Genomic DNA, 14,593 nt, shown 5'->3' on the forward strand with positions numbered 1-14,593 from the left:
TCTCCTGTGTCAGAGAAATCTTCTCTATATTGATCGACGAACAAATCACCCTGTTGGGTGATTTGGCTTCTGTTAGTTTAAATTTGTAGCTTACGGAGCACACCTCGTTGCGCTTTCCACAGATTTTCGGTGGTTTGGCGAGAAAAACTCCAATGTAGAGGAGCATTTTGCTTAGGTAGAACGTGTTATAGGGAAATCCTCCCTATAAATTAGCTCAGAGCCGTTATATGAGCATATTATACGGAATTTCTCCTTATATATTGGTCAATTTCAATAAAACACACCGAGTTCAGCTGAATTATAGGGAGGATTTCCCTATAATCTATCCACATGAGCTTTTAATGTAGAATTATAGGGAGGATTTCCCCATAATTCTATAGGTTTGACCCTGAAGCGAGGAACAAAAAGCAACTCCTATAAAGAAGCCAATAAACACGGGCTCCGGCACTCCTTTCGTGCACCCCTTGAACTCATTTCTGGCATAGCCCATATCCGTTGTGTCCTATACAAAACAAGAACAGCGATTCTCCATGGATGGGAGAATCGCTGTTTTCTGTCGTTACGTTTTTTTTGATATTTCTTGTAACCGCCTATAAGGACTTTCTCTCCAAGCTAGCCTACAGCTTCCAGATGCGGTACAAGATAACTGCTGCTTCAGCACGGGTAAGCGTGTCGTTAGGCGCAATTCTATCGTTCTTTCCGTTCACAACTCCGAATTTGACCAACAATAATGCGCTGTCTTTCGCATAGCTGGAGATGCTTGCTTCATCCAGATAAGCATTTAAAGTTCCACTCGCCTTGATTTGCTTACCGGATGCCGCTAGCGCACGCGCAGTCAGCACCATCATATCTTGGCGAGAGACTTCAATGTTTGGTCGGAACGTATCATCTTCAAAGCCTGTGGCAATTCCCAGTTCCTTCGCGATGACCAGTTCATCATAATAATAGTCCGTCTTTTGGACATCGCTGAACAATGCTGCACTTTTGCCCGTTCCCTTCAGTTCAAGCGCTCTGACAAGAAGAGCAATGAAATCCGCTCGCTTCATAGAATCTGCAGGTGAGAAGCTATTCACGCTCGTTCCTTGGATGACATCGCGAGCAGCCATAACATCTATGGCTTTTTTTGCCCAAGATACGTTCTGCAGGTCTCCGAAGTTTTTCTTTACAAAGGTTACTGCATAAATGCTGAAGTGGGTCGTTTGAAATACAACCGTTTGGGTTGCAGCATCATATCGACCGTTCGGAACCGGTACTACGTTGCCCTTATCATCGATGTACCAAACAACGATTAAATCCGGATTACTTAGTTCCTCCGCTGTCGGTGTATACGGAATGGATACCGTGACAGGAGCGTTAGGGTTATTCCATGAAATGACTTTATCGCCTGATACTACGCTTAGATCAATAACCGGATGGCTGCCGATCAAATTGCGGGTAGCTGCACTCAGGCTGTCCGCTGAGACTTTACTTATGCGTATGGACACTTGCTCAGCATGGTCTGTTAAGTCGGGCAGCATATTGCTTGGAATTTGGATTGTAGCATTTTCCGTCTTAAGCAATAGTTCAAAGTTTTCTTTCCCCATCAAGCTTTGGGTTGGCAATTGTATATCATACACTTTCGCATCCGTTTGCTTTGGTACTTCGATCACGATTTGTTTCTTGCCGTTTGCCGCTGCTGTAGCTTGTTCAAGCGCTTTTTTCAAATTGTCGCTGGAGATCGTGCCTATGGCACGCCCGTTATCGGATTTCACCTCCAGTGTAATCGTAACAACACCCTCTTTGTTTGTAATGGCTACAGGCTGTGGAGTTGTTACTGCTCTACCAGTGTTGCTACTACCAGTTGGTTCATTGGTTGGCGTTGGCGTTGGTGTTGGTGTTGGTGTTGGTTCCGTATCAGTTGATTTCCCCTTGAGGGTAAGTACACCGTAAACAGATGTGTCCATATATCCAGTACCGGTTGTATCGTTCCAAGCCGCAACACTTTGACGTGAGCCGTCTTTAGCATCATTGATCTGTACATCGAAACCAAGCTTTGTATCGTCATCCGGAGTTATCCCATGAAGCGGAATCTTCACTTCAACCGTGTAGTTTGTTCCGGAAATGTGAGTCGCCGATTCGAAACCAGCTGCGATGCTTGTGGGATTAAATGAAGTCTCGTTGTCAAAATTGACTCTGTACTGTCCATCATCCTCTTGATAGAACGTTGTTTTCCCATTGTTTTGATCCACGAAGATTTCAACCGAATCCTGTTCATATGCATTCACACTGCTCTTATCAAGCTGCGTATCGCTAACCTGAATCAGGACATAAAGATTTTGATCATCCCAGAGTGCTTTTGCCACTCCGCTCGCTCCCTGCCAAGCCGTTTGATAACGGTTGATCAGCATTTCTGCGGTCTGGCTCCAGATCTCGTCAACCGTTCCATCAATGACAGGTGCAGCGAATTTGGCGGTCGAATGATTGGCTTCAACCTTTTCAGGATCATGCTCTTCAATGAAGGTATCAGGATCGATAACGCCATAGTAAGCTGGCTTGGCTTGTAAGTTCTTATCGAACAGTAGTGGATTGGACGAAGCTCTCCAACTCGTGTTATCATCCATACCCCAGAAGGTAACGCGTTTGATATGCTCATCGTTAGCTCTGAAGATATTTAACAACTGCGCATACAGATAACCCTGCGCATTAGCGAGCTTCTCAGAAAGCTGATAGTTGCTTCCAGCCTGAATGTCCAGCTCGGTAATGCTAACTTCGACGCCCAAGGAAATAAACTTCTCCAATGACCGCTCCACATTTTCCGGGTTTGTATTGATGCTGTAATGTGCTTGCATGCCGACACCATCAATAAGTAATTTACCAGGGTGAGTGAGCGCATATTTATCATTAATTTCTTTGACCATACTGTAAATGGCCTGCGCTTTATTCTGATTATCTTCGTTATAATCATTGTAATAGAGTTTAATATTCCAATCAGGATTCGCGTCTAGAACTTCTCTTGCCGCCAGGAATGCCTGCTCTACGTAGTCTGCGCCGATAGCACTCTTCCATGGGGCGGATCGCAGTGCAGTTTTCCAATCCGTTGGGTTAGACGGGTTATCACTCATCGCCTCATTGACAACATCCCAGGAGATCACCTTATCGCCAAAATGCTCCATAACGGTTTTGATATGAGTCCTCATATTATCTAGAGCCTCATCCCGTCCCAAGGGGATCGTGTTGTTGTCTGCATCTGATGTTGTATTCATCCATGCTGGTGATTGCTGATGCCATACCAATACATGGCCATGCATCTGCATTCCCTCATGCAACACTTTATCTACAAGCTCATCCGCACCAGTGAACGTGAAGTTGCCCTTTGTAGGCTGCAATGCATCCGGCTTCATGGCATTACCTGCCGTAGCGACATTATGATGCATTTTCAGAAGTTCAAGTCTTACGCCTTCCAAATCCTCCGCAGATATTGCGTTTCCGATCAAAAAATGATCTTCATAAGCATCTTTAATCGGAATCAGATCCTTTTGAATACCAACCGGACCCGATCCTGTTTTTTCAAAACTGATGTCGTCGATATAAAAGGATGCAGTACTGTTACTTGAGCTTTCCACATAAATGGTCAAATACTCGCTGCTTACATTGTTATAGCGGTATGTGCCTTCGAACTGAACCCAGCCATCGTTTGCGCTGATGGTTTTAGGTGCGAGTTGTACATAATTGGCGCTGCTTCCATTGCCAACCTGGGTAGACAGCTGAAGCTGGGAGCTTGCAGGCTGGATCAGCTTGACCCATAACGAAATTTTATATTCGTAGCCCTTGTCCACATATTTCTCCACACGTAATGAAGGCCCATGCCAGGTACTCGTTCTGCCCTCTACCTTTAAAGCATATGAACCGTTATCCGTATGATTCGCTTCATCGGTAATAGTAAGCGTCTCGCTACCTGCTCTGCCTTCAAAACCACCTGCTTTTTGATCCTCAAAATTAACCGTGGTAAAAGGCAACGCTGGATCTCTGGGTGGTTCTGGTGTTGGTAATGGTGTCGGCTCTGCTGTCACCTTTTCTGTAACCAACACATCGCCGATATAGAACGGAACGGCTTTCCCTATCGCGTTTGATTGGACGCGAAGTTTCGTATCTTTACTCGTATCTACGATGAATTCTTTCGTCAAAGTGATCCCTTTGCCAGCTTCATAATCCCCACTTGCCAAAAGGGCATAACTGCCTATCGCTTGTATATAAGCTTGTGCACCGCTAGGTACAGTCACATCAGGATCAACGTACACTGTTGCGGTCACCGTGTAGGTTTTACCATTTTTCAGGCCTATGTCGCTAAATGTAAAATCAGCCGCGTCCCAATCATTTGTTCTATCGCTAACATATAAAGCGGCACCATCAGCATTACCAGCAAAAACCTTACCGGTGACAGCTGTTAGATTAGCACTACCTGATTGTGTAGCTAAACCCTTGCCACTCACAAAAGATTCGTGATAAATTTCTTTATCCGTTTCTGTTACCGCTTTTTTTGCCGTGATGAGGACGTCCCCAATGTAAAACGGAACGGCTTTACCAATCTCGTCCGACAGAATACGTAGCGTCGTATCTTTACTCATATTCACAGTGAATTCTTTAGTCAAGGTGATCGCTTTACCTGCTTCATAATTTACACTTGCCAAAAGACCATAGCTGCTTATGGTTTGGAGATAAGCTTGTGCGCCGCTAGGTACAGTCACATCAGCGTCAACATAAACGGATGCAGTCACCATGTAGGTTTTACCGTTTTCTAGGCCCATGTCACTAAATTTGAAATCAACCGCGTCATAGTTATTTGTTCTGTTGCTTACATATAAAGCCGCTCCGTCAGCATTGCCAGCAAATGCTTTATCGGTGACAGGCGTAAGACTAGCACTGCCTGATTGTGAAGCTAGACCCTTGCCACTCACAAAATTCTCGTGATATACCATTACTGAGTCTGATGGTACTGTCGCATCGGGTGCTGCAGCTTCCGTAATCGGAGCCAGCCAGCTAGACGGAATAAGCAAAGCAGCTGCGAGTAAGATCGAGATGACTTGTTTGAACATTCTACTCATTTGTTGCATTCCTCCTCCAGTGATTTTAAAATGAGATATCCTCCTGATACTTAGGTGTAGCCAATGTCTTTAACTTTAGAGATTCACCCCCCATTTGTAACCGCTTACATATGTGCTTACACCATTTTACAACTCCGACACAATTGACAACTATACTAATACTAAAGGTGTTACCCCCCATAATCATAGGAAAACACACGAAAGATCGAGGAATTCCCTATGTCTTCCCATGTATTAAGACTTCTTCATAGGTAATCCAATACTATTCATTAAAAAGATTTCACAATATGGACGATTACGAATGATCTTTTTTTAGATATGCGCATACTAAGCTCCATATTTTGAAACTTGCTCCAAGTTGAATCGTAAGTTTGAAGATAGGTCCTGAAGTCTACTGATTTGACGAACTGATATACCATACTTGTGTAGAACACGCAGTTATGTGCACTTATGCAGTAAATCGAAGCTTATGAGACCTAAAAAAAAGACACAGCACAGCGGAGAGGAGCTATCATTAGTGGAGTATTACCGCAAGAATGTAACAGACAGTTTACAGGAAGTGCAGAGTACAACTAACGGGCTTACGTCGGCAGAAGTCGACAAACGACTGGAACGTGATGGTTACAATGAATTAAAAGGAAAGAAAAAAGATCCCCTCTGGAAGCTTTTTCTTGAAAATTTCAAGGACCCTATGGTGGTCGTACTGCTTATTGCGGCCATTGTCCAGATTGTTATGGGTCAAGTTATGGAGTCGCTTATCATTTTCCTCGTGTTGATTCTCAATGCAGTTATAAGTGTCATCCAAACTCGTAAAGCGGAGAGTTCACTTGATGCCCTGCAGCAGATGTCGGCACCCGAGGCTAAAGTGTTGCGGGATGGAGCCTTAAAAACCGTCCCTGCCAGAGAGCTTGTTCGCGGTGACATCGTATTACTGGAGGCTGGAGATTTCGTACCTGCCGACGGCCGTATCATAGAATCGGGAAGCTTGAAGATCAATGAAGGCATGCTGACCGGAGAATCCGAAGCTGTAGAGAAGCATACGGATACCATCGCGAAGGAATCTCCACTCGGAGACCGTCGTAATATGGCGTTTAGCGGTTCTTTGGTTGTATATGGCCGTGGAACTCTTGTAGTAACAGGAACTGCACTGACAACCGAAATCGGCAAAATCGCTGAACTCATTGAGAGCGCCGAAGCCAAGCAGACGCCACTACAGCGTAAGCTCGAAACCTTTAGCAAACAGCTGGGTGTAGCGATTATCGTGCTGTCCGTTTTGATCTTTGCCATCCAAGCCGGACGTGTTTGGCTGTCGAATGATACAGTGGATACCACGGAAGCCATTCTGAATGCCCTAATGTTTGCAGTCGCTGTGGCAGTCGCCGCTATTCCTGAAGCTCTATCCTCGATCGTAACGATTGTCTTATCCGTAGGTACGAATAAAATGGCTAAGCAACATGCGATTATTCGTAAGCTGCCAGCCGTCGAAGCACTTGGATCAACCAGTGTCATCTGTACGGACAAAACCGGTACTCTGACCCAAAATAAAATGACAGTTGTAGATTACTTTTTACCGGAAGGTGATCGTGATCAATTCAATCAAGAGCCCGAAGAATGGTCTGAGGAAGCCCGGCGCCTCCTACACATTGCCGTGCTTTGTAACGACTCTAACATTAATGAAGATGGTAAAGAACTAGGCGATCCAACTGAGGTGGCACTTATTGCCTTCAGTAACAGCATGAATAAAGATTACAAGGAAATACGCGATAATTTCCCTCGTGAAGCCGAACTTCCTTTTGACTCGGATCGCAAGCTAATGACGACCTTACACACTTTTAACGGACAAAAAGCAATGATTACTAAAGGCGGACCAGATGTACTCTTTAGTCTTTGTACGCATGTACTACTAAGTGGACAAGAAGTGCCGATGACACCGGAAGTTCTTGATCGTTTCATTGAAGCCAATGAGGAATTCTCCAGCAGAGCACTACGTGTACTTGCCTATGCCTACAAAACTGTACCAAATACAGTCACTGAAGTGGGTCTTGAGGATGAACAAAATCTGGTGCTCGTAGGCTTGACAGCTATGATTGATCCCCCTCGGGAAGCTGTCTATGGCGCGATCGCAGAATCCAAGAAGGCTGGAATTCGGACCATCATGATTACTGGTGATCATAAGACAACCGCACAAGCGATCGGACGCGATATCGGTCTTATGACCGAAAAAGAAATTGCCGTAACCGGTCAAGAGCTCGATGCCATGTCCGACGAAGAACTGGATAATAAGCTTGAGCAGATTGGTGTGTACGCCCGAGTCTCCCCGGAGAACAAGATCAGAATTGTCCGTGCATGGCAGCGAAAAGGCAAAATTACAGCCATGACCGGTGATGGTGTAAATGACGCGCCTGCATTGAAGCAAGCAGATATTGGTGTTGCCATGGGCAGTGGAACTGACGTTGCTAAAGATGCGGCAGCCATGATTTTGACGGATGATAATTTTGTATCTATTGTTAATGCTGTATCTGTGGGCAGAACGGTATTCGACAATATCAAAAAAGCGATCGCCTATTTATTTTCAGGCAACCTGGGTGCGATTATCGCCATCCTCTTTGCCCTGATTTTCGACTGGATTAATCCCTTCACGGCGATTCAGCTTCTATTCATCAATCTGGCGAATGATTCTCTGCCAGCCATTGCTCTTGGTATGGAGAAACCTGAACCTAATGTGATGAGCAGAAATCCAAGAGAACTGAAGGAAGGTATATTTGCCGGAGGAATGATGCAGGCTATTATTACCCGTGGTCTACTTATAGGTATAGCCGTAATTATATCCCTGTATATCGGACTCCAGCATTCCCCTGATATGGGCGTGGCTATGGCATTTACAACCCTGATCCTGTCTCGTACACTTCAGACCTTTGCCGCTCGCTCGAACAGTCAAACAGCTATTGAAGCTGGGTTTTTCAGCAACAAATACGTCATCGGAGCCGTTTTGGTCTGCTTTGCCTTTTACGGGATTGCGGTTCTGCCAGGAGTTAGAGAAATCTTCTCGATTCCCGCTTCATTCGGAATGTCCGATTGGCTGATTGCAAGCGGGCTGGCACTCGGCGCCGTCATCCTAATGGAATTGACGAAGGTTATTCGTAGAGCGTTTACTCCTAAATCAGCTTCTTAATCACAATTGAACAAAAAGACAAAACAGCGATTCTCCAAGGATGGAGAATCGCTGTTCTTCTGTCATTTTCAGATCTGATTTAAACATCCGTATTATGATCAAAATATCACGTAAATTTTTAATATTTGACTATGTATTCACAACATTCATCCCCATGAACATTACATTTCACTTCCCGGACGGAAACTCGTTTCCCACGTATTTTGCTAAGTGCTCCTTCGATAATGGCCCCCTCTAGGTCACATACCATTTTCCCTTCCATAATAGGTAACCCTTCGCAGAAACAATCGTGTACTGCAATTGACATTCCCTTGTCATCTTCATGGGTTATTATTGGGATCCCTATCTTCATTTGTTCGAATAACCCGAATAGTTCATTAACGGAGGTAACACCAAACTCTTCCCCAATTTTTCTTCCTATTGTCAACGTTGTGCCCTTACCATTCATGGGTAACGCTTGGTATAATCCAATAAGTCTAATCGTTCTGAAAAGCTCTAAGGGTACAGCATCACCCAAATTTTCTCTCTTTATTTTTTTCATATCTGTAAAAGTAAACTGATCCATGCCCGTAGCCTCCAAATTCTTATGTAATTTATATTTCAAATTTAATTGATATATTGAGTATAAACGTATCCAATAAATGCTTTGTGATCCTACGCACTTCCTATCCCTAATGATTGGAAGAACAAGGGTTAAAAATCATTATTTTATATTCTGACACTTGACTGTTAGCGCTTCATCTACGATAATTACAACCTCACCCAAAAAACTGGGACTGGAAGAAAATTGATAATGAAAAGGGGCGGTCGTTATTAGCTGGTTAAGTGATCTATATAAATTACAGAAGCGGGAGCTAAAAAAGGACATCGAACCCTCTTTAGTCAATGCCATCTTTCGGATGTATGATAGATTTCCCAGGATTGGACTTAAAGAGCGGATCGGCCAGCAAGATATGTCTCTGGATATCGCTGATGCTTATATTAATGGTAGAAACGCAATGATTGAAGCTGGAGTCGGCATCGGTAAGTCCTTTGCATACCTCATACCCAGCCTGCTCATCAACCAAGTCTCAAGGCAACCGATCATTATTGCAACATCCTCCATACAACTTTCAGAACAGATCCATAAAGATCTGAGATTCATCGGAAGCCGGCTCGGATTTACATCGGTTCGCTCCGTAGTCGGAAAAGGTATGGGGCAATATGCTTGCCGATACAGGGCAACAGACCTGTTACAACCTGATGATTCAAGCTCTCCTCTATCTACGCTTGCCCAGCGTATTGTGAATTATGACATTGATGAGAGAGCAGATATTAAGGGCGGAGTTAGTGATGCAGTATGGTCTAATGTTTGTGTGAATGATTGTAAATTTGAACGATGCCATTATAAAAGCACATGTTCATTTTACGAGATGAGAGCGAAGATTAACGCCGACGCCAGCGACATGGATTTTATTATCGTCAACCAGGACCTGCTCATCCGTGATTTGATCAAGAAAAAAGAAGGAACGAAGGGATTAATCGCTGAACGGCCAGCTCTGATCGTAATTGATGAAGCTCATAATCTGGAAGCAAAGGTTAGAGATGCTAGAACGCTCGAGTTTACATACCGGGGAACCTGCCGTATTCTGGATGACACCTTACAGATTCTCTTCAAGCAATCCGCAGATAACGGCCTTTTGCCGCAATTTAAATTTTTAAAAAGATGCGTGGCTCATATTTTCAAACAGGTAGAAGCGGATTTGCTGCAAACAGCCAAGCAGGATAATGACCGGATAAAAGTGTCGGAGATCACAGGGATTCCGTTAAAGCGGGGGGCTCAGGTTTTGAAAGAGTTTAGTCTCAGCTTATCCGTCTTAACTTCCAAGCATGAGCGAGAGATCGATAATCTTTTTGAAGCTATAAACGGACTTATAGATCTCTTTGATGTACTCGCCGGAGTCCAGGATAACTACCTGATTTGGGGAAGCAATACCCAGCGTGAGGCCACTATTAGTATCTGTCCTAAAGGCATAAGCCAGTTCCTAAGATATAGCTTATTTAACGGGAAAACATCTGTTATTTTAACGTCAGCAACCATGTGCCAAACCGGAGAAACACTAGAGGAACAATATGCATATCTGACGCAGTCGCTCGGTTACAAGGGAGATTATATGGAGCGCCAGGCTTCGCCGTTTGATTATGACAACCACACCATGCTGTATATTTCTAAGGACATCCCTTACTACAACCATCAGAACAAGGTAGGTTATCTTGAAGCGGCATACAAGGAAATGCTGAGGCTCTGTAATTTAACGGACGGACGGACATTGGTTCTTTTTTCAGCGAAGGAAGATATGAAGTACATTCATAATAAGTTAAAATCCGAGAAGCTTGCATGGGCGGTGCATGTTCAAAGAGAAGGATCGTCTCAGGACGGGGTGATCGCTGAATTCCGTGGCAGTAAAGGCGTCCTTCTTAGTACCGGTGTATTCTGGGAAGGCGTGAACATCGAAGGTTCTGATTTGTCGCAGTTAATTATTTTCCGTCTGCCCTTCCCTGTTCCTTCCGATCCTGTCTATGAATATAAGGCATCTTTGGCGAAGGATCCCTTAAATGACGTTTTTGTACCGGACATGCTGCTTCGGTTAAGACAAGGAACCGGGCGACTGATCCGTAGTGAGACTGACCTTGGTGTACTCAGCATACTTGATTCCCGTCTGTCTGCTGCTGCGAAAAAGGATTACCGGGATAAGGCATTGGAATCTTTACCATTTAAAAAGGTTACCGAGGATTTTAGAGTGCTGGAGAAGTTTGTAAAAGAAAAAGAGATACAACTTAGCGTTAAGTAGAACAGGCTGTGCCGTCCTCTAAGGAACGCGTATTTTTGAATAGCGATACTGCGTATCGTTTGGAGGATAGGATCCTTTTCAGCATGAAAAATAATAAACAAGCCTGATAAGCTTCTGTGCCAGGCTTGTTTATTTTTGCTGTAACAGCTCTCCGAAGCTGATGATCCATTTATCATCCTTCATTCAATCATTCAAATTGTTCGTAGCCTCAAATGTGATAATCATTTACCCAAGGCAAAATAACCATCACGCTAGTACCTACCTGAACTTCTGAGTCTACCTTAATTTGTCCCCCATACATTTCTATTAATTGTTTACAAATTGATAATCCAATCCCTGTCCCTTTTTGCTTGGTTGTAAAGAAAGGGTCAAATATGCGATTTAGTTTATCCAGTGGAATTCCTTCTCCATTGTCTTTAAAAATAAGGATAATTTCGTTAGTCTCATTAGCGGTGCTAACTGTAATGTCTATTCTGCCTCTAAACGCTGTGAATGAATCGATACTATTTTTTAAAATGTTAAGGATTACCTGTTCTAGTTGAGAGGCGTTTCCATACGTCATTACTTTCTCTAGAGAATACTCCACGGAAAGAATAATATCATCACTAAGTATGAGTTGATTCACGATGTTATTAACTCTATGTATAACCTCGATAACGTTATATACTACGCCGTTATTTTTCGAACTATCTCCTTTTCGAGCCAGTACTAGGAAGTCCGTTACTAATCCGTTCAGAGCATCAATCTCTTTGATGGTTATATCCAGATACGCACGCAATTCATCCGCCTTGATCACCGGTTCATATAGCCTGTTATTTACAAGCTGGGCAAATCCTTTAATCGAAGCAAGCGGATTCCGTATTTCATGTGCCATACCAGCTGCCATTTGTCCCATAACAGCTATTTTTTGTTCGTGCAAATTGTCAATCTGTTGATTTTTATTAGATAAATACCCCTTTGCAAAGCCCGTAAAACCGATCCAGTTGCTTTCCATTAAACGATTATAAAAAAACAATCGAGTCGTAGAATCATCTTCCATCTCTTCAATGATCTTAAACATCATATTCTGAGCGATTAAGTTTAAATCCTTGCTCATTTCAAGTAAGATATCAAAATGATCACCGAATATTTCTGCAGTATAAATCCCTCGCTCCACCCCCTCTTTTTCTAGTAGGCTTAGGTATTGGTCGTAACCAAAGGAATCCAAGAACAGTGCCTCTATCATACTGATTAATATCGTGCTGAATGTTGAATCTAACAATTCCTTATGCGTCTCTACAAACCAGACGGATTCGATATTTTTCATAGTTATAGAATGGTAATGCCTATCTAAAATAATTGGAACAGCTAGGGTTAATGACGAACGTAATGCATTTGCTCTGTATGACATTTTCATCCTCCCTCTTTGTTGTTTTGTATTCAATATATATGTATATTTTCCTGCTTCAAAAGTAACAGTAAGTCACTATATTTCACAAAACCAATAGTTTTACTTAATTAATAATTATAAGCGCTATAAAAAATGCAACACCCCAAGCTATTCCGCCTGTAACGGAATGATTTGGGGTGTTGATTACTTGTATGATAAATCATATAACCAAGGGGAGCTTGTTAGCCCCTACTTACCTTCAAAAGGCTAACCTTCCTCATTCTAGTATAACTATGCAATTGAAACGATAATGTCTTTGTACTATCAAAAAAGCATTTGATCCAGGATCAAATGCTTTTTACGTTGCTCCTTGATTATTCAAACAGATCATTCACGGAACGAATAGGCTTCACATCCATCGATTCCTTCGATGCGGCTAGATTCAAATACACTCCTACCCAGATGATTGCGCACAAAATGATATAAACCATCTCTTTATCCCCTCCCTTGTGTGGGTTTTATCAGCAATCTATTAATCGTCTCTGTACTCAAAAACATCAATGTTAGTGCGGCATCCACCGCTCCCGTGGAATGGCAAATACTATGAACCAGAGCATCGATGGAGCAATGGAAAATCCAAGTAGCGTAACCGCAGTAAGGAAACAACTGAACAATGTGATTCTACCCGTACCCAGACGCTCGACCATCCTGTTGCTGAACAGACTGGACACGATGGTCCCTCCCGCAATGATCATGGACACGATACCTGCCGAGCCGAGTAAAGAGTCAGGAAGTCCTAGACTGATAAAAGCCAGATATATAATAATCAAAAACCAGGTAGACAAGCATGCTTCCCCACGTGATAAAAATGATTCGTTGCACGCGTAAAGAAATACATTTACGCACTTAATAAATATACTTTATAAAGTCTATGTATGAAGTATGCGATATAAGTATTCCTTTGTCAAGCAACCCATTCACTGATCTGGAGCCGTATCATTAGTGTGCAGTGCATATCAGCAATTGGATCAATACTCATATTGATCACCTAAAAAAAAGAGGCTTGTCCCATAAGTCATTCATCTCATGACTTATGGGACAACCTCTTAATGGAGCTCGACCAAATCCGGCTCCAATGACTTCAATGTCAACCAGCGCAGGCCAGCCTCGAAGTCATCTTGAAATGTATTTTGCATAACAATCTGTGGATAAATGGGCATTGGATGTCGAAGCTGATAAGCTTCCCAAGCAGATGTCCAGGTTTCTAATTCCACCTTATCCTGATATATTACAATTTTGTCCGGAGCAAGAACAGCATTCAGGGTTTGGATAATCCGGCAGACAGTATCGATGAACGTGTCCTTGCCCATCTCGAGACTCCAGTCAGGCATGTCGGGCAGGAATTTTATTTCCCCTGACATGCCCTGATTACCTTTAAGGATCTTTCCATTCAGATAGATACCCATGCCAGGTGGGTACCTGTTTGGAAAGTAAAGACCAAGCAAGTACTGTTCCTCTTCCTCTCCCTGGTTCATGCAATATCCGCTGATAGCTGCATTAACGTCATTTTCAACCAAGATAGGCAACTCAAATTGTTGCTCAATCTCTTGAATCATCCGTGAGCCAGTCAGCTCATGGTGGCTGCTGACTTTAATTTCGCCGTTGACAACCTGTCCCGGAATGCCTATGCCAATAACCTTGATAGAAGGATACAAGGCTATAGAGCGTTCAATAATATCACAAAAAAATTGTCTTTCGAAGACTGGAATGATATGTTCATCCTTCGCCAGAATCTCGTTCTCCAAATTCACGACAGTGGCTGAAATCAGTACCTGTCCCTCTTTATCCTTCAGATAAATGACTAGCCCGAGGCTGAAGTTGTAATTGTAGCGATAAGTTTGTGCTGGTCTACCGCCGTTTGATGGTACAGTCAAGTCTTCGAAGAGCTCACCTAACTCGTGCAGCTCCTTGACTAATGAGTTTACTGTTACGACGCTCAGTTTGGTCAGTGCTGCCAGCTGGGGTTTGGTAGCTGTATTTATACGTTTCATCACTTGACGAACGTTGTTGAGGTTAATTTCCTTCATTAAGTTGGCGTTTGCTGTTCTCATAAGCCCCCCTGCTCGATGAACGTAGGGAT

6 protein-coding genes and 1 pseudogene are annotated in these 14,593 nt (G+C 43.3%); 2 read left to right on the forward strand and 5 right to left on the reverse strand.

What is annotated here, in order from left to right:
• Positions 1 to 617: 617 nt before the first annotated feature.
• On the reverse strand, positions 618 to 5,081 hold the full coding sequence (locus ACQKMP_RS07365) for an endo-1,4-beta-xylanase (protein ID WP_427469087.1): 4,464 nt from the start codon (positions 5,079 to 5,081) through the stop codon (positions 618 to 620).
• Between the two features lie 517 nt (positions 5,082 to 5,598).
• Between ACQKMP_RS07365 and ACQKMP_RS07370 the strand changes: the two genes are divergently transcribed.
• Positions 5,599 to 8,253, forward strand: a complete 2,655-nt coding sequence (locus ACQKMP_RS07370) for a cation-translocating P-type ATPase (protein WP_427469088.1) — start codon at positions 5,599 to 5,601, stop codon at positions 8,251 to 8,253.
• A 118-nt stretch (positions 8,254 to 8,371) separates the two neighbouring features.
• On the opposite strand, the gene ACQKMP_RS07375 is transcribed toward ACQKMP_RS07370, so the two are convergent.
• Positions 8,372 to 8,818 carry a V4R domain-containing protein gene (locus ACQKMP_RS07375; protein ID WP_339245983.1) on the reverse strand — a complete coding sequence of 149 codons (447 nt, stop codon included), beginning with the start codon at positions 8,816 to 8,818 and terminating at the stop codon, positions 8,372 to 8,374.
• Between the two features lie 334 nt (positions 8,819 to 9,152).
• Here ACQKMP_RS07375 and ACQKMP_RS07380 point away from each other — a divergent pair, with 334 nt between their 5' ends.
• On the forward strand, positions 9,153 to 11,084 hold the full coding sequence (locus tag ACQKMP_RS07380; protein ID WP_427469089.1) for an ATP-dependent DNA helicase: 1,932 nt from the start codon (positions 9,153 to 9,155) through the stop codon (positions 11,082 to 11,084).
• Between the two features lie 208 nt (positions 11,085 to 11,292).
• Here the strand turns inward: ACQKMP_RS07380 and ACQKMP_RS07385 are convergent, their stop codons facing one another.
• The 3 genes and pseudogenes from ACQKMP_RS07385 to ACQKMP_RS07395 form a co-directional block, all read right to left on the reverse strand.
• Complete coding sequence (locus ACQKMP_RS07385) at positions 11,293 to 12,474, reverse strand: sensor histidine kinase (RefSeq protein WP_427469090.1); 1,182 nt, start codon at positions 12,472 to 12,474, stop codon at positions 11,293 to 11,295.
• Between the two features lie 566 nt (positions 12,475 to 13,040).
• Positions 13,041 to 13,298, reverse strand: a pseudogene (locus ACQKMP_RS07390) (MFS transporter); the annotation flags it as partial.
• Positions 13,299 to 13,559: 261 nt separating this feature from the next.
• Positions 13,560 to 14,540: an ROK family protein gene (locus ACQKMP_RS07395; RefSeq protein ID WP_379423548.1), complete on the reverse strand. Its 981-nt coding sequence runs from the start codon at positions 14,538 to 14,540 to the stop codon at positions 13,560 to 13,562.
• Positions 14,541 to 14,593 lie beyond the last annotated feature (53 nt).

It is taken from the genome of Paenibacillus sp. NPDC101420 (genome assembly GCF_050277435.1).
Taxonomy (GTDB): domain Bacteria; phylum Bacillota; class Bacilli; order Paenibacillales; family Paenibacillaceae; genus Paenibacillus_AQ.